At 72.6% G+C, this 16,219-nt stretch carries 13 protein-coding genes; 9 read left to right on the top strand and 4 right to left on the bottom strand.

Features of this window, described 5'->3' with window-relative positions:
• The first annotated feature begins 100 nt into the window (after positions 1 to 100).
• Positions 101 to 2,866 (top strand): right-handed parallel beta-helix repeat-containing protein, encoded by a 2,766-nt coding sequence (locus tag IE168_RS01285; protein WP_189494312.1) that lies wholly within the window; start codon positions 101 to 103, stop codon positions 2,864 to 2,866.
• Here IE168_RS01285 and IE168_RS01290 read toward each other — a convergent pair.
• From IE168_RS01290 to IE168_RS01305, 4 genes are read right to left on the bottom strand one after another with little or no spacing between them, the layout of a single operon-like run.
• The gene (locus IE168_RS01290) at positions 2,773 to 3,783 is read right to left on the bottom strand and encodes an NAD-dependent epimerase/dehydratase family protein (protein WP_189494314.1); all 1,011 of its coding nucleotides are present in this window, start codon (positions 3,781 to 3,783) and stop codon (positions 2,773 to 2,775) included. The genes IE168_RS01285 and IE168_RS01290 overlap by 94 nt on opposite strands.
• 1 nt (position 3,784) lies before the next feature.
• Complete coding sequence (locus tag IE168_RS01295) at positions 3,785 to 4,912, bottom strand: Gfo/Idh/MocA family protein (protein WP_189494316.1); 1,128 nt, start codon at positions 4,910 to 4,912, stop codon at positions 3,785 to 3,787.
• Entirely contained in the window at positions 4,903 to 6,075 is a 1,173-nt protein-coding gene (locus tag IE168_RS01300; protein WP_189494318.1) for a glycosyltransferase, read from the bottom strand. Before IE168_RS01300 ends, IE168_RS01295 begins: the two co-directional genes overlap by 10 nt.
• Positions 6,072 to 6,887, bottom strand: coding sequence for a class I SAM-dependent methyltransferase (locus IE168_RS01305; protein ID WP_189494320.1), 816 nt, complete (start codon positions 6,885 to 6,887; stop codon positions 6,072 to 6,074). The genes IE168_RS01300 and IE168_RS01305 overlap by 4 nt, the downstream gene beginning before the upstream one ends.
• Before the next feature lie 98 nt (positions 6,888 to 6,985).
• On the opposite strand from IE168_RS01305, the gene IE168_RS01310 reads away from it, so the two are divergent.
• From IE168_RS01310 to IE168_RS01345, 8 genes are all read left to right on the top strand, one after another.
• Positions 6,986 to 8,554 (top strand): lipopolysaccharide biosynthesis protein, encoded by a 1,569-nt coding sequence (locus IE168_RS01310; protein WP_189494323.1) that lies wholly within the window; start codon positions 6,986 to 6,988, stop codon positions 8,552 to 8,554.
• A complete protein-coding gene (locus tag IE168_RS01315; protein WP_189494325.1) occupies positions 8,551 to 9,675 on the top strand; it encodes a glycosyltransferase family 2 protein in 1,125 nt (374 codons plus the stop codon). Before IE168_RS01310 ends, IE168_RS01315 begins: the two co-directional genes overlap by 4 nt.
• Positions 9,676 to 9,682: 7 nt before the next feature.
• Positions 9,683 to 11,053: an O-antigen ligase family protein gene (locus IE168_RS01320; protein WP_189494327.1), complete on the top strand. Its 1,371-nt coding sequence runs from the start codon at positions 9,683 to 9,685 to the stop codon at positions 11,051 to 11,053.
• Positions 11,050 to 12,279, top strand: a complete 1,230-nt coding sequence (locus IE168_RS01325) for a glycosyltransferase (protein WP_189494329.1) — start codon at positions 11,050 to 11,052, stop codon at positions 12,277 to 12,279. Before IE168_RS01320 ends, IE168_RS01325 begins: the two co-directional genes overlap by 4 nt.
• Positions 12,280 to 12,371: 92 nt before the next feature.
• A complete protein-coding gene (locus IE168_RS01330; protein WP_189494331.1) occupies positions 12,372 to 12,629 on the top strand; it encodes an acyl carrier protein in 258 nt (85 codons plus the stop codon).
• Entirely contained in the window at positions 12,626 to 14,146 is a 1,521-nt protein-coding gene (locus IE168_RS01335; protein WP_189494333.1) for a class I adenylate-forming enzyme family protein, read from the top strand. Before IE168_RS01330 ends, IE168_RS01335 begins: the two co-directional genes overlap by 4 nt.
• Positions 14,143 to 15,138, top strand: coding sequence for an NAD(+) synthase (nadE, locus tag IE168_RS01340; RefSeq protein ID WP_189494335.1), 996 nt, complete (start codon positions 14,143 to 14,145; stop codon positions 15,136 to 15,138). The genes IE168_RS01335 and nadE overlap by 4 nt, the downstream gene beginning before the upstream one ends.
• Complete coding sequence (locus tag IE168_RS01345) at positions 15,135 to 16,211, top strand: GNAT family N-acetyltransferase (RefSeq protein WP_189494337.1); 1,077 nt, start codon at positions 15,135 to 15,137, stop codon at positions 16,209 to 16,211. The genes nadE and IE168_RS01345 overlap by 4 nt, the downstream gene beginning before the upstream one ends.
• Positions 16,212 to 16,219 lie beyond the last annotated feature (8 nt).

Genomic DNA, 16,219 nt, shown 5'->3' on the forward strand with positions numbered 1-16,219 from the left:
CCAGGCCCGAGGATTCCCGATGGACCACCTGCCAGCGCACTGCTCCGCCCCGATCGGAGCCGCTCCTGTCCCGGGGCGACGGCGCTCCCTGGCGGCGTGCATGCTGGTCTCGCTGCTGGTGCTTGCAGCTCCCGCGGGGGCGCGGGAATGGTTCGTCTCGACCACCGGCAGCGATGCCGGCGACGGCAGCCGCGCCCGGCCCTTCCGCACCATCGGCCACGTGCTCGCGCCCGGGAACTACCTGGTCGAGGCCGGCGACACCGTGACCCTGCTGGCACCGCCCGGCAACCGCACCTACCACGAATGCGACGTGCGGCTTCGCGTGCGGCTGGACCTGCGTTCGGAGCCGGGCGCCCGGGCGCACATCCACTGCGACATCGCCAGGGGGTCCGACACCGTGGTGGTCCAGGTCGATCCCACCGCCTCCGGCAGCCGGATCGGCAATCTCGAGCTGAGCGGTGGCAGCGTGTACGGCGTGATGATGCAGACCAACTGGTACCAGGGCGGGCCGGACAGCGAGCACGGCGCGTCCGACGTGGTGCTGGAGGACCTGCTGATCCGCGACACCGGCCGCGACGGCATCAAGATCACCCCGAAGTCGGACAACGTCACCATCCGTCGCGTCGAGATCCGCAACACCGGCGCGAGATACCTGCCGGGCACGCCGATCGAGATGATGAACGCCGACGGCATCGACAACGTCAACGGCTCGGGCATGGTGGTCGAGGACAGCTGGATCCACGACGTCGCCACCACCGGGCTCTACTTCAAGGGCGGCGCGGCCGACGTGCTGGTACAGCGCAACCGCATCGAGAACGCCGGCGTGGCCGGGATCCTCGTCGGCTTCGATACCAGCCCGGAATACCTCGACCCGTCGGTCAATCCCGAGTGGCATGAGTCCCTTCGCGGCGTGGTCCGCAACAACGTGGTGCGCGGGACCGGCTATTCGGGCATCGGCCTGTATGCCGCACGCGACGCACTGGTGGCCAACAACACCATCATCGATGCCGGGCGCAGGGGACATGCCGCGCTGTACTTCGGCGTCGCCTTCCAGGACCGCGAGCCGCACGCGGGGCGGCCGCCCAGCGTCAACCCGCGCATCGTCAACAACCTGGTGGTGGGCAGCCAGCAGTGCGTGGAGATCCGCCATGCGCCGGACATGGGCGGGTTGCCTGCGCTGCGGGGGCCGGCGGGGCTGGACCACAATGCCTATGGCGACGGGTGCCGCTTCATCGACGAACGCCCCGGCGCGAAGGCCGCGGGATCCCCGCACGCCTTCGCGCGCTGGCGGGCCTTGTCGGGCGAGGACGCGCACAGCGGGGCGGCGGCGTACCTCGTGGATGCGTCCGGACGCCTGCGGCCGGGGTCTCCGGCCCCGGGGGCGGGCGTGGCGGTGCCAGGCCTGCAGGACGACGTCACCGGCAGCCCGCGCGTCGGCGTCGCCGGGATCGGTGCCTATCACCTGGCCGGTGGCGTCCCCGCCGCAATGCCGCCGGCGGGACCGCCGGCATCCGCCCCGGACGGCGCGCCGGCGCCTGACGTCGTTCCGGCCACCGGGGACCCGGCGGAGGCCGATGCGCGCCCGCTGGCGATGCCGGCCTGGTGGCCCGGGTCGGCGTGGGCGTGGTTCGCCCTTGCGCTGCTGCTGTGCGCGCTGGTCGCGCTCGGCGGCGTCCTGTCGCTGCTGCACCGTCGCAACGTCCTGGGCTGGCTGCTGCCCTGGCTGCGCCAGGACTGGCGCGCGCCGGTTCCCGAGGGCAGGACCCGGCACCTGCTGTTCTGCTTCGTCGACCACTACGAGCCCGGCTGGGGTGCGCCGGGGCTGGCGCGCGAACGCGCGCGCGTCGCGCGCTGGCGCCAGGAGCTGCCGGTGCTGTGCGAAGGCCATCGCGACGCGGACGGGCGCCCGCCCGTGCACTCGTTCTTCTTCCCCGGCGACGAGTACCGCGCCGAACACGTCGATGCCCTGGTCGAGCTCTGCCGCATGGGCCTGGGCGAGATCGAGATCCACCTTCACCACCACGACGACACCGAGGCCACGCTGCGCAGGAAGCTCGCCGACTTCGCCGGGATCCTGGCCTCGCGCCACGATGCGCTGCCGCGCGACCCGGCCACCGGCCAGCCGCGCTGGTCCTTCATCCACGGCGACTGGGCGCTCGACAACAGCCATCCGGGCGGCGGCCACTGCGGTGTCGACAACGAGCTGACCGTGCTGCGCGAGGAAGGCTGCTACGCCGACTTCACCTTCCCGGCCGCGCCGGATCCCTGCCAGCCGCGCACCATCAACCGCATCTACCGTGCCACCGACGATCCGCACGCGCCGAAGTCGCACGACAGCGGCGAACGCGTGCGCGTGGGCGGACCGGCCGGCGGCGACCTGATGATCATCCAGGGGCCGCTGGGGCTGCGCTGGCGCAGCCGCAAGTTCGGGCTGATCCCGCGCATCGAGAACGGCGACATCCGCGCCGTCGCACCGCCCGACCGCGACCGCATCGACGCCTGGGTGCGCACCGGCATCCACGTCGAAGGCCGGCCGGAATGGACCTTCGTCAAGATCCACACCCACGGTGCCGAGGATGCCGACATGGACACACTGCTTGGCCGTCCGATGGACGAGGCCTTCGCCTACCTGGAGTCGGAGTACAACGATGGCATCCGCTGGAAGCTGCACTACGTGAGCGCACGCGAGATGTACAACATCGTGCGCGCGGCCGAGGACGGACTGGCCGGCGATCCCGGCCAATGGCGTGATTACTGCGTGCCTCGGCCGGGCTATTCGGAGGGCGCGTCCAATGCGGACGCCAGCGCGGCGTCGGCCGAAACCGGCGCGACGAAGCCCAGGCGCGCCAGCGCCGTGCTTCCGTAGCGGAAGGGCCGCCAGCTGCTGCGCCAGCGGTAGGGGCTGAGCAGCAGCGGCACACGGCCGCGGCTGCGCGCATGCAGCCACGGCAGCAGGCGCGCGGCCAGCCGGCCCAGCGGCGCCGGGACCGGCAGGATGCGCAGGCCGGGACGCTGCCCGGCGCGATAACGCAGCAGGTACTCCCGGCAGCCGGGCTGCGGCTGGTCGACGATGTTGCAGGCCTCGCCGGCGAAGTCCGCGTGCCGCGCGATCCAGGCCAGGGCCGCGGCGCAGTTGTCCACGTGCGCCAGCGGCAGGGGGTTGTCGCCGCCCAGCAGCAGGAACCAGCCCGCCAGCGGACCGAAGCCCGCCCGGGTGGACGGCGTGATGCGTCCCGGGCCGTACAGCACGCCGGGGCGTGCGACCACCAGCGGGATGCGGTGGCGCGCGCAGCGGTCGCGGAACATGCGCTCCTGCTGCAGCTTGGCGTCGGTGTATGCATCGCGCAGCGCCGGCCGCGGCTCCAGCGGGGTGTCGTCGTCGACGCTCGCGCCCTCGGCCAGGCTGGCGGTATCGAGCACGGCCAGCGACCCGACCAGCACCACGCGCGGTGGTGCCGGGCGGCGCGCGAGCGCGTCGAGCAGGGCGGCGGAAGTGGCGAGCGTGCCGCGCATCACCGCCTCGGTGCCGCCCGACATCGCGGAGGCGAGATGGAAAACGACGTCGATGCCGTCGAGGGCCGCGTCGAGTCCGTCAGCGCCGGCATCCAGGCCGCAGGCCACGCGCTGCAGCGCTGCCTGCGGATACGCGGCATCGATCCTGTCGAGGATGGTGGCATCACTGCCGGGGCGGACGATCACCCGCAGCCGCGCTCCCTCGGCGGCCAGCCTGTGGAGCAGGGCAGCGCCCAGGAAACCGGTGCCGCCGGTGACCAGCGCCCGCATCTCAGCGCGCCCAGGGCATCGGGTCGGGTGCTGCGAAGACCGATTCCAGCTCCACCCGCGCCGCGCCGTCGGCGGCCTGGCCGATGGCCAGCGACAGCTCGGTGATGTGCAGGCAGAAATCGGCCGACAGCCGTGGCGCCCGGCCCTCGCGGAGTGCGCGCGCCATGTCCACCGGACCCAGGCAGAAGTCCACCTTGCGGCGGCCGCGCGACAGGCGCACGGCTTCGGCGTCGCCGAGCAGGCGCTGGCGGCGCGCGAGCGGGGATTCCAGGCTGCGGCCGCGTACCCGGAGGCGGGGACGCAGCCGCACCCGCGCCTGCGGCTTCCAGACATCGTCCACCGACAGGATGCCGTCCTCGCCGAACACCCGCAGGCCGTGGTCGTGCGAGGCCACGATGCTGCAGGTGAGCCGCGCGATCATGCCCGAGCGGAATTCGATCCCTGCGAAAGTGACGTCGGGCGCCTGCTCATGCAGCGGCACGTCCAGACCCTTTTCGCGCACCGCGCGCGCGCCGAAGGCGGTGACGCTGCGCGCCGGGCCGAAGAACGCGGCCAGCCAGGTCAGCGCGTAGCCGGCGTGCTCGAGCGTGTTGCCCACGCGCAGCTCGTCCTGCCAGGGCCAGGGCGCGCCCGAGCTGCCGCGCCAGCGGCGCACCGCCATCCGGTGCAGCAGGCCGTCGTCCATTTCGGCATAGGCCAGGTGCGGCTGCCCGATCGCGCCGTCGCGCAGCAGGCGCCACGCGGTCTGCGCCGGCCGGCCGAGCAGGCGGCTCGGTGCGCCGGACAGCAGCAGGCCGCGCGCTGCGGCCAGCACCACCAGGCTGCGCGCGTCCTCGAGCCGCATGGCCAGCGGCTTCTCGGAGTACACGTGCTTGCCGGCCTGCAGGCAGTCGCGTGAGACCACATAGTGCGAATGCGGGTTGGTGAGGTTGAGCACCGCCTCCACGCGCCGGTCCTCGAGCAGGGCTTCGAACGATGGGCAGGCCTCCACGCCATGGTGGCGGCAGAACAGCCCCAGGCGCACCGGGTCGTGGTCCCAGGCGCACACCAGTTCAAGGTCGGCGTGCCGGTGCAGGGTCTCCATGTACAGGTCGGCGACGAAGCCGCAGCCGACGATCGCTATCCGCATTCCACGGCCCTCCCCAGGGCGCGGGCGTAGAAGGCATCGTAGTCGGCGCGCAGGGCCGGCATCGAGGCATTGGCCGCGACCCAGGCGCGGGCGGCTTCGCCCATGCGCGCGCGCAGGGCGGGATCGGCAAGGAGGCGGCGCAGGGCGGCGGCGAGTGCGTCGCCATCGTCGTCGGGGAACAGGATCCCGGTCACGCCGTCGTCGATGATCTCGGGATTGCCGCCGACGTGGGTCGCGACCGACGGCAGGCCGGTGGCGCAGGCCTCGAGCAGGGCGATCGACAGCCCTTCGGTATGCGAAGGCAGCACGAAGGCGTCGAGCGCCGGCAGCAGGGCCTCCACGTCGTCGCGCGCACCGGTGAACCGCACCGGGGCGCCGGATGCGCCCGCCTGTGACTCGAGTCCGGCGCGCATCGGACCGTCGCCGACCAGCAGCAGCTGCAGCGTGGGGAACTCGCGCGAAAGCCGGGCGACCTGTCCGATCAGCAGGCGGTGGTTCTTCAGGGCCACCAGGCGGCCGACGCTGCCGAGCAGCAGCGCTCCCGGGTCGATGCCCAGCGCCGCGCGTGCCGCGGCGCGGCGGTCCGGACAGATCCGCGCCGGCATGCATACGCCGTTGCGCACGGCCACGGTACGCGCGCGCGGCGACAGGCCGCGCTCGACCAGATGGCGCGCCACGCCCTCGCCGACGCCGGCCACGCCTGCGGTGCGCAGCAGCGACAGCCGGTACAGCCGGCGCAGGCGCGCACCGGCCAGGCGCGCGCCCATGTTGTGGCAGGTGTTGACCAGTGCCGGGCGACGCGGCCACGCGGCGGCGTTCGCGAGCGCGGCGTAGTAGTTGGGCACGAAGTTGTGCGTGTGCACGATGTCGGCGTCCAGGCGCGTGATCGCGGCGCGCAGTCGCGCCAGCATCGCGAGGTCGAAGCCGCGCCGCTTGCCGCCGTCGATGACCTCGACGCCGGCGCGCGCGATCACCGGGCCCAGCTCGCCGGGGCCGGTGAGGCTGAAGACGGCGACGGCGTGGCCATGCGAGCGCTGCGCCGCGGAGATGTCGGCGACCATGCGCTCCAGCCCGCCGAACTCGAGCGCGTCCACCACGTGCAGGATCGACAGGCGCGCTCCGCGCCCCGCGCGCGGCGCGGTGTCCAGGGTGGCGGTGTTCATGCGCGCTCCGGTCCCGGCTTGCGGGCGATGAAGTACACCCAGGGGTCGTCGTGGCGGAGCGGGTCCAGGCGTCCGCGCGCGTCCACGGTGCGGATATCCCCGAAGCCGGCGGCTGCCAGGGCCTGGGCTTCGCTCGCAGGGTCGACATAGACGGTGAGCTGGGCGTGGTCGTAGCTCTCATCGTTGACCAGCGCATGGTCGTCGCGCAGGTACTGCTGGCCGCCCAGGCGGCCGCGGTTGCGCCGCCGCCTGAGCATCGCGCCGAGCGCACGCACGCTGCGCACGGCCAGGCGCAGCGGATCCGGTGTGGGCACCAGGCGCACCGGCTGGACCGGTGGCAACCGGCCGTCCAGCACCCGCAGGTTGTGCGACGAGTAGACGAAGGCGCCGCCGGGGCGCAGCACGCGCATCGCCGACGCCAGCACCAGGGCGCGGTCGGCGTGCGCGATGTAGTCGATGCCGTTGAAGGAGAACAGCACGAGGTCATAGGCATCGTCGGGATGGCCGTCGAGCGTGCGCGCGTCGCCCACCAGGATGTCGGCCGTGGGGTGCTGGGCGCGGCAGGCCGCGGCCATCTCCTCGGAGATGTCGAGCCCGCGGTAGCTGCGCGCGACGCCGCGCAGGTAGCCGGTGGTGCGGCCGCCCCCGACGCCGAGGTCGAGCACGTCGCCCTGGACCTGTTGCCAGACCGCGCCCAGCGCCGCCACTTCGGCCGGCGTGAGGTAGTCGCGGCGCGCGAAGTCCTGCACGATGTCCTGGCGGCTGTAGGCGTGGTAGTACATGGCGTCCCGGCCTGCGGCCCGTGTCGACATCTGTAAACGCGAACGGAAGGTCTGCGCGGCCAGCCGCGTTGCTGGCCGAAACATGCGGCGGGGCACGTTCTTCGAGGACAGAACTCCTTCCGTCCTCGATGGTTCCCTTGGCACGCCAGCAGCAGTCGAACCAACTTTTCAGCGGCGTTTCGGCCCTGCGCGGCGCGGCGATGGTCACCGGCTCGACCTATGTCAGCTACGCGCTGGGCATGCTGACCAGCATCCTGGTCGCGCGCAGCCTCGGTCCCGACGACTTCGGGCGCTACTCCTACGTGGTCTGGCTTGCGGGCCTCGTGGTGGTGCTGGCCAACAACGGCATCACCACCACCGCGATCCGATTCGTGTCGGAGAGCCTCGGTCGTGGCTCCGACGCGGCCAGTGTCCAGGGCTGGCTGCGTCGGCGCCAGCTGGCGAGCATGCTGCTGGTCGCGGCGGGCTTCCTGGTCTTTCTGCCGCAGTTCCAGCCCACCGGCTGGAGCGAAGGCCTGGGACTGTTCGCCGCGGCGACGCTGGTGGCCGGCCTGTGCAAGGCCTGGTTCCTGTTCGATGTCTCGATTGCCAAGGGCCACGGCCATTACGGCATCGAGGCGGGAGTGGCGGCGACGATGAGTCTCGCCAGCGCGGCCGGGGTGGTGGTGCTGGTGGCGGCCGGCTCCGGGCTCGAGTCCTACGTGGTCCTCTTCGCCGTCGTCGGCGCCGGACATGCGCTGGCGGGCTGGACGCTGCGCCGTCGCGCCGGGCTGCTGTCGGCCGCACGGCCGCTCGAGGCCGGCATCGAGCCGCGGATCCGCAAGCACTTGTGGTGGACGGTGCTGCTGGTGCTGGCCTGGGCGCTGGGCAACAAGTCGATCGAAACCTGGCTGCTCAACCGCACGGCCGGCGCTGCCGCCGTGGGCTACTTCGCCATCGCGGCGGCGCTGACGCGCGGTGGGATCGATCTGCTGTCGTCCGGCCTGGGCACGGTGCTCATGCCGATGATGGCGCACGCGCACGGCGCTGGTGGGCAGGCGCGGGTGGGAGAGATCACGGCGGTGGCGGTACGCTGCTATGTCGCCCTGGGGCTGCTGCTGGCGGGGGCGGGCGTGCTCGCGGCACCGCAGCTGGTGGGGCTCCTGTACGGCCAGGCGTATGGCGATGTGGTGCTGCCGCTGCAGGTGATGGTGCTGGTCGGCGGCCTGACCGTGGCCGAGGCGGCCTTCGGGGCGTTGCTGTCGACCACCGACAACCAGCGCCTGCGCGTGGGCTTCGTGGTGCTGTCGCTGCTCGTCACGGCTTCGCTTGCGGTGTTCCTGGTGCCGCGCTACGGGCTCGGCGGCGCAGTGGTCGCGCATGCGGCATCGCGCCTGTTGGTGTTCGCGATGACCTGGATCGGGATCACGCGGCTGATGGCGTTGCGGATGCCATGGCGCGAACTGGCGCGGCTGGTGGCGGCCGCGCTGGTGGCCTGCCTGCCTGCGGTGGTGATGATCGAGTTCTTGCCAGACCGCTGGGGCGGGCTTGCCGCGGCGGTGGCGTATGCGTTGGTGTACGTGATCGGCACGCTTGCGCTGGGTGCGTGGCGACGGGACGACGCAGCGGTCTTCGCCGGCGTGGCAGCGCGCTTCCCCCGCCTGAGCGCCGCCGCCGGGCAGTGGACGGCGCGCCTGGCCGGAGGACGCCTGACATGATCCCGCTGTTCTGGGCTTGTGCGGCGCTGGTCGCCTTCACCTATGCCGGCTACCCGCTGTGCATGTGGTTGCGCGCACGCGTGGCCCCGCGCCCCGTGGCGGTCGACGCGACGCGGCCGCTCCCCACGGTCAGCGCGGTCATGCCCGTGCACGATGGCGCCGCGATGGTGGCCGCCAAGCTCGCCAACCTGCTCGCGCTCGAGTATCCCGCCGACCGCCTGGAGATCGTGCTCGCCTGCGACGGCTGCAGCGACGCCACCGCCGCGATCGCGCGCGGCGTGGGCGACGCGCGCGTGCGCGTGCTCGAGTTCGACCGCCGGCGCGGCAAGGCGAGCTGCCTCAACGACGCCGTGGCCGCCGCCACCGGCGAGGTGCTGCTGATGGTGGACGTGCGCCAGCGCCTGGAGCCAGGCGCGCTGCGTGCCCTGGTGGAGCACCTGTCCGATCCGGGCGTGGGCGCGGTGGGTGGCCAGCTGCGCTTCGAGGATCCGGACACGGGCTTCGCCGCGGGCGTCGATGCCTACTGGCGCTACGAGTCGGCGATCCGCCTGGCCGAGGCGCGCAGCGGCTCGGTGGTGGGGCTGAGCGGTGCGCTGTACGCCATGCGCCGGTCCCTGTTCCGGCCGCTGCCGGCGGCCACGGTGCTCGACGACGTGCTGGTGCCGATGCAGGTGGCCGCATCCGGCGCACGCGTGACCTGGCAGCCCCGGGCCGTGGCCTGGGATCGTGCCTCGCGCTCGGCGGCGGGGGAGCGCGTGCGCAAGGTACGCACCCTGGCCGGAAACCTGCAGCTGGTCCAGCTCGCACCGTGGCTGCTGGATCCCCGGCGCAATCCGCTGTGGTTCCGCTTCGTCGGCCACAAGATGCTGCGCCTGGCCGCGCCCTGGGCGCTGCTGCTTCTCGGGCTCGCGGCGATGGCGCTGGCGCCACGCCACGGTTTCTATCTCGCCTGCGCGCTCGCGGCACTGGCCGGGCTTGCGCTGGTGGCCGCCGCGCCGCGCCTTCCGCGACTGGCAGGGCTGGCGCCGGTGCGCCTGCTGGTCGCCTTCGTGCACATGAACCTGTTCGCAGCACAGGCCGCGCTGGCCTTCGTGCGCGGCCGGCGCCTGCACCTGTGGTGACCGCCTGATGCCTGCGTTCGTCTTCATCAGCCTCTACCTGCTGCTGGTGCTGGTGCGCCCGCAGGAATATCCGCAGATGGCCGGCGCCGGCATCCCGCTGCTGCCGATCGCCCTGGTCGCGGCCCTGCTGGCGTGGCTGTTCTCGCGCGACAAGCGCTTCGACGAGCCGCAGTACCTGATCCTGCCGGTGTTCGTGCTGGTGACCTCGCTTTCGATCGCGCTCAACGGCTGGGTCGGCGGTGCGATGGCGCAGTTCACCCTGTTCGCGCCGAGCCTGGTGGCGTTCGTGGTGCTGGCCAACAGCACCACCACGCCGCGGCGCATGGTGTGGGTGATGGTGCTGTTCGCCGGCAGCGCCGCGCTGATGGCCCTGCACGGCGTGCGGCAGAAGGCCGACGGCGTGGGCTGGACCGGCATGCCGCTGGTCGACGATGGGCGCATCCAGTACCTGGGCATCTTCAGCGACCCCAACGACCTGGCGATGTTGTTCGTGATCTGCCTGCCGATGGCACTCCATCTGGCCGCGCGCGGGGGGCTGCTCGGGCTGCGCAGGCTGCTGTGGCTGGCGGTGGCGGGCCTGCTGGTGTACGGCGTGTACCTGACCAACTCGCGCGGCGGCATGCTGGCGCTGGCGGCGATGGTGGGGGCCTGGCTGTGGATGCGTCGCGGGCCGGCCAGCGCCCTGGTCGTGGCGGCCTCCGGGCTGGTGATGATGCGCATGCTGCCTTCGCGGCTGAACGAGCTCGACGTGGCCGAGCGCTCGGCGTCCGGCCGCGTGGAGGCCTGGTACGAAGGCATCCAGATGTTCCTGGGAAGTCCGCTCTACGGCGTCGGCACCGGCAACTTCACCGCCTACCACCACCTGACCGCGCACAACTCGCTGGTCCTGGTGCTGGCCGAGAACGGCGTGGTGGGCTTCGCGCTCTGGTTCGCCTTCGTCGGCTACTGCTTCTGGATGATGCTGCGCATCCTGCGCCAGGCGCCCGCGGGCAGCTATCCCGGCCAGAAGGAGGCCTGGGGCGAGGCGGAGCCGGACCCGTCGTCCGGCGGTGCGCCGGGCGACGGTGCCATCGTTCCCGGATCCGCGCTGGACGCCGCCCTGGTGGAACAGTGGCGGCAGGACCGTGCGGTGGCCCTGGTGCTGCTCGTGTCCCTGGTGGGCTTCGCGGCCACGGCGTTCTTCCTCAGCCGCAGCTACATCATCCTGCTCTACCTGCTGGCGGCCATCGTCGTGGCGCACTCGACCGCGGTGCGCGAGCGCTTCCCGGCCGTCCCGGCCTTCCACCTGGCCGGCGACATCCCGCGCTGGGCAGTCCTCAGCGGACTGGCCGCAGCGGGGTTCTACCTGGTCGTCCGCGTGCTGCTGATGCTGTCATGAGCCGACGCCCGATCCGCATCGCCCTGGTCACGCCCAACCTCCCGGTGCCGCACGACCTCACGCGTGGCCGGTACATCCACGAGACCGCGCGCGCGCTGTCGCGCCTGGCCGAGGTCCGGGTGTATTTCCCGCAGATCCGGCATACGCGCATGTCCCGCCTCCTGCCGCGCACCTACATGAGCGGGTTGGTGGAACCCGGTTTCGCGCTCGAGGGCATCGCGCTCGAGTCCTATACCTATCCGGGATTTCCCGGGCTGTCCCGCCTCACCAACGGCCTTGCCGGTGCCCGCGCGCTGCTGCCGCGGCTGCGCCGCTTCGGCCCGGACCTCGTGCTGGGCTACTGGGTGTATCCCGACGGACATGCCGCGCTGCGCGCCGCGCGCGCGCTCGGCGTGCCCTGCGTGGTCGGTGCGCGCGGATCCGACGTCAATGCGCGCACCGGCGTCGGGGCCTGGCTGACCGGGCGCACGCTGCGCGGTGCCGACGGCGTGCTGGCGGTGAGCCGCGCGATGCGCGACGTGGTGGTGGATCGCTACGGCGTCGCGCCGGCGCGGGTGCGCGCGATCGTCAACGGTGTCGATACCGCGGTGTTCCATCCGCGCGACCAGGCCGCCGCGCGCGCGCGGCTGGGCGTCGCGGTCGATGCACGCCTGGTCGCCTATGTCGGGCGGCTGGTCGAATCCAAGGGCCTGGACGAACTCGTCGACGCCTTCGCCGTGCTGCGCGCGCGCGAACCGGCCGCGAACCTCGTACTGGTGGGCGACGGCGTGATGCGCGCCCGCCTGGTCGCGAAGATCGCCGCCGCGGGCGTGGCGGACTGCGTGCGCATCACCGGCGGCATGGACCACGCCGGCGTCGCCGGCTGGATCGCCGCGGCGGACGTGCTGGCGCTGCCGAGCTGGGCGGAAGGCTATCCCAACGTGCTGGTGGAGGCGTTGGCCTGCGGCTGTCCGGTGGTGGCCACCGACGTCGGCGGCGCCGCCGAGATCGTCGCGCCCGGCACCGGCCTCCTGGTTCCCGCACGCGACCCGGCGCGGCTTGCGCAGGCGCTGGCCGAGGCGCTCGCGCGGCCCTGGGACCGGGCCGCCATCGCGCGTGCCACCGCGCGCGACTGGGACGACGTGGCGCGCGAAACGCTCGCCGCCTGCGTCGAAGTCCTCGAAGCCCGGGGTGGTCCAGCGCGTGCATCCGCCGCTCCCGGCGAGCGCATGCGGGCGTCCGGATAGACGATGTTTCCGCGTTCTCAAGCTGGACAGGGGAATGCCGGCGACCACAGTCGTGCCCGCAGGGCCCCCCGCAAGCCGAGGCGCGACAGACGATGGACTACAAGGCCAGGATCAAGCCGTTCATCCTGAACAACTTCCTCTTCACCGATGACGCCGCGGCGGTCGCCGACGACGCATCGCTGATCCGCGGTGGCATCGTCGATTCCACCGGCATCCTCGAACTGATCGAGTTCCTCGAATCCGCCTACGGCATCCGCGTGGCGCCCGAGGAGATGGTGCCGGCGAACTTCGACACAATCGACAGCATCAGCCTGTTCCTGGGCCGCAAGGCGGCTGGCGGCATGCAGTGAGCGAACTGGCGGTCCGCCTGCTGCAGACCGCGCGTCGCCGGCCGTCGGCGCCGGCCATCGCCGACGGCGGATGCCGCGCGGACTACGCCACGCTCGCCTCCGCGGCGCAGCGCTTTGCGGCGCTGCTGCGCGCGCGCGGCCTGCGCTCCGGCGACCGCGTCGCCGTCGTGCTGCCCAACCGCTACGAGGCCGTCGTCGCCTGCTACGGCTGCTGGCTGGCCGGGATCGTCCTGGTCCCGCTCAACGCCCAGGCCAGCCGGCGCGAACTCGCCAGCTGGCTTGCGCACTGCGAGCCCTCGCTGGTGCTGGTGGAGGAGGGGGATGCCGAGGCGGCAGCGGCGGTCGCGCAGGCCGGGCTCGAGCACGGCCGTCTGGCATTGGGGGCGTCGCGCGACCCGGCTTGGCCGCCCGGTCCCGCCGGGCAGGCCGCGGCAACGTGCGGCGAAGCCGGCGCGGGTGACGGGTTGGCGATGATCCTCTACACCTCGGGCACCACCGGTGCCCCGAAGGGCGTGGCGCTGGGCCACGACAACCTGCACGCCAACGTCCAGGCCGTGGTCGAGGACCTTGGCCTGGGCGAGGACGACTGCACCGTGTCCGTGCTGGCCTTCTGCTATGCCTATGGCGTGTCGGTCCTGCACACGCACCTCTTCGCGGGTGGATGCGTGGTGCTGGAGCCCAACATGGTGTTTCCGCACCTGGTGGTGGATGCGCTCGAGCGCGAGGGCGCGACGGGGTTCTCCGGCGTGCCGTCCACTTTCGCGCTGTTCCTCGAGCGGGGCGTGTTCGAGGGACGTTTGCTGCCGCGCCTGCGCTACCTGACGCAGGCCGGGGGCGCGATGACCGTGGCCCTGGCGCGGCGGCTGCGCGCGCAGCTGCCCGGCGTGCGCCTGCACATCATGTACGGACAGACCGAGGCGTCGGCGCGGCTGGCGTCGGTGCCGCCGGCGCGCCTCGACGACAAGCCGGGCTCCGCGGGCCGGCCGCTGAGCGGTGTCCGGCTGGAGATCCGCGACGAGGCGGGACGCGCGTTGGCGCCCGGCGTCGAGGGCGAGGTCTGGGCCCGCAGTCCCGGCGTGATGCGCGGCTACTGGCGCGACCCGGCCGCCACCGCCCTGGTGCTGCGTGACGGCTGGCTGCGCACCGGCGACCTTGGCCGGCTCGACGACGAGGGCTATCTGTTCCTGGCCGGCCGGCGCAACGACATGATCAAGACCGGTGCCCATCGCGTGCATCCGCTGGATGTCGAGGAGGCGCTGCTCGAACACCCGGCGATCGCCGAGGCCGCGGTCGCCGGCATCGACGACGCCACTCTGGGCCAGGTGGTCAAGGCCTGGGTGGTGGCGCGAGATCCCGGCCTCGATGCCCGTGCCGTGCGCGCGCACTGCCGTGGCCGGCTGGCCGCCTGGAAGATCCCGCGCGACATCGAATTCCTGCCTGCGCTCCCGCGCACCACGTCGGGCAAGGTGCGGCGCGCCGCGCTTGCCGGCACGACCTCCCTGGAGACCACACCGTGAGCGAACTCGGCCCCCACGTGCTCGAACTCGACCTGGAGGCGGAAGCCGACCGGATCGCCGCCTGGCTTCGCGACGCCACCGCGCGCACGCTGCGCCGCCGTGGCCTGGTGGTCGCGATCTCGGGTGGAATCGATTCCTCCTGCTGCGCGGCGCTTGCGGTGCGCGCGCTTGGTCCCGGCCGGGTGCTGGGGCTGATCCTGCCCGAGCGTGACTCCTCCGACGACAGCGCCATCCGCGCCCGTGTCCTGGCCGGGCACCTCGGCATCGAGGTCGAGACCGTGGACATCGCGCCGGCGCTGGAGGCACTGGGCTGCTATCGCGAGCGTGATGCCGCGGTGCGCAACGCGCTGCCCGGCTACGGCCACGACTGGCGCTTCAAGATCGCCATCGAGGGCGGCACCGAGGGCCGGATCAACGTGTTCCGCCTGGTGGCAGAGGATCCCGCGGGCGGGCGCCACGAGCGCGTGCTGGGCCTGGCCGACTACCTGCGGATCGTGGCCGCGACCAACTACAAGCAGCGCGTGCGCAAGACCATCGAATACTTCCATGCCGATCGCCTCAACTACGCCGTGGTCGGCACGCCCAACCGCCTGGAGTACGACCAGGGTTTCTTCGTGAAGAACGGCGACGGATCGGCCGATGTCAAGCCGATCGCCCACCTCTACAAGACCCAGGTGTACGCCATGGCGCGCCACCTCGGCCTGCCCGAACGGGTGTGCGCGGCCATTCCCACCACCGATACCTACAGCCTCGCGCAGGGCCAGGACGAGTTCTATTTCGCGCTGCCCCATGCCGGGATGGACCTTGCGCTGTGGGCGCTCGAGCACGGGCGCAGCGCCGCCGAACTGGCACGCGCGCTGGGAATGTCCCTGGCCCAGGCCGAGGCGGTGTACGTCGACATCGCCAACAAGCGGCGCACCACGGGCTACCTGCACGAACGCCCGCTGCTCGTGCCCGGCCATGCGGTCACGCGGGAGGAGGTGGCGGCTTGAACGCGCTCCTGGCCCCGGAAACGTTCGTCTACCGCATCCGCGACGGGGAGGCGGTGGGTGATGCGCGCAGCGCCGCCATCCAGGCCTGGCGCGGCAGCCTGGGCGACGACGATGTCCTGCTGGCGGCCCGCTACGACGCCCTGGTGCTGAATTCGCCGCACGGCCGTCCTCTGTTGCGCTTCGTCGAACACGTCGACGACGGCGTGGTCGGCTTCCTCGCGGTCGCGCCAAGGCCGATGTGCGCCGACGGCCGACGCCTGCGCGCCGGCGTGCTCTCGCACCTGGCCATCCATCCGGCGCACCGCTCGCTCGGACCGGCGCTGATGCTGATCGAGGCTGCGGTGGAAGCGGCCGGGGAGCACTTCGATTTCGTGTACGGCATCCCCAATGCCCACCAGGGGGCCAGCGCGGCGCTGCGGCGTGCCGGCATGCGTCGCTGGGCGGACATGGAGCGCAGCGTCCGCGTCGTCCGCCACGGACACTATCTGTCGCGTCGCCTGCCACGCCTGCTGGTGCCAGCGGCGGGCACCGTGCTGGATGCTGCCGACGCCATCGTCCGCGCCTGGCAGGGACTTCGCGGACCGCGCCTGCGCGCGCGCTGGGTGGACCGTTTCGAGCCCGCGATGCAGGCCGCTTGGGATGGGGCGGGCCCGCACCCGGCGGCCACTGCCGTGCGCGACGCCACCATGTTGCGCTGGCGCTTCGACGCGGGCGTGGGCCTGCGCATGCGTTACCTGCTACTCGAGGACCGTGCCGGCCGCGTACGGGCATGGTTCGCGTGCGCGGTCGAGCCGCAGTGGCCGCAGCTGCTCGACGTGCACGATTTCTGGTCGGTCGACGCGTGCGAGGGCATTCCGCAGGCGGCGCTTCTGCGGCTGCTGGAGCAGGCCCGCCGCAGCGGGCATGTCGCCGTCAGCCTGCGCGCCGCCCTCGACGCCGCCGCAGCGTCCCCTTGGCGTGCCTGCGGGTTCCGCGTGCGTGGGACGCAGCAACTGGTGGTGCGATGGTTCGATCCGGGCCTCGCCGCGTCGCCGCCGCCGCCGCACCTGACCTATATCGACCAGGATGGCTGACGTGGTGG

It is taken from the genome of Luteimonas padinae (assembly GCF_014652935.1).
GTDB lineage: Bacteria > Pseudomonadota > Gammaproteobacteria > Xanthomonadales > Xanthomonadaceae > Luteimonas > Luteimonas padinae.

What these genes read in the sequence shown, in the direction of transcription:
- IE168_RS01290 (WP_189494314.1), bottom strand. Translation starts at nt 3,783, where the DNA reads ATGCGGGCGCTGGTCACCGGCGGCACCGGTTTCCTGGGCGCTGCCCTG.
- IE168_RS01320 (WP_189494327.1), top strand. Translation starts at nt 9,683, where the DNA reads ATGCCTGCGTTCGTCTTCATCAGCCTCTACCTGCTGCTGGTGCTGGTG.
- IE168_RS01310 (WP_189494323.1), top strand. Translation starts at nt 6,986, where the DNA reads ATGGTTCCCTTGGCACGCCAGCAGCAGTCGAACCAACTTTTCAGCGGC.
- IE168_RS01300 (WP_189494318.1), bottom strand. Translation starts at nt 6,075, where the DNA reads ATGAACACCGCCACCCTGGACACCGCGCCGCGCGCGGGGCGCGGAGCG.
- IE168_RS01295 (WP_189494316.1), bottom strand. Translation starts at nt 4,912, where the DNA reads ATGCGGATAGCGATCGTCGGCTGCGGCTTCGTCGCCGACCTGTACATG.
- IE168_RS01305 (WP_189494320.1), bottom strand. Translation starts at nt 6,887, where the DNA reads ATGTCGACACGGGCCGCAGGCCGGGACGCCATGTACTACCACGCCTAC.
- IE168_RS01315 (WP_189494325.1), top strand. Translation starts at nt 8,551, where the DNA reads ATGATCCCGCTGTTCTGGGCTTGTGCGGCGCTGGTCGCCTTCACCTAT.
- IE168_RS01325 (WP_189494329.1), top strand. Translation starts at nt 11,050, where the DNA reads ATGAGCCGACGCCCGATCCGCATCGCCCTGGTCACGCCCAACCTCCCG.
- IE168_RS01285 (WP_189494312.1), top strand. Translation starts at nt 101, where the DNA reads ATGCTGGTCTCGCTGCTGGTGCTTGCAGCTCCCGCGGGGGCGCGGGAA.
- IE168_RS01330 (WP_189494331.1), top strand. Translation starts at nt 12,372, where the DNA reads ATGGACTACAAGGCCAGGATCAAGCCGTTCATCCTGAACAACTTCCTC.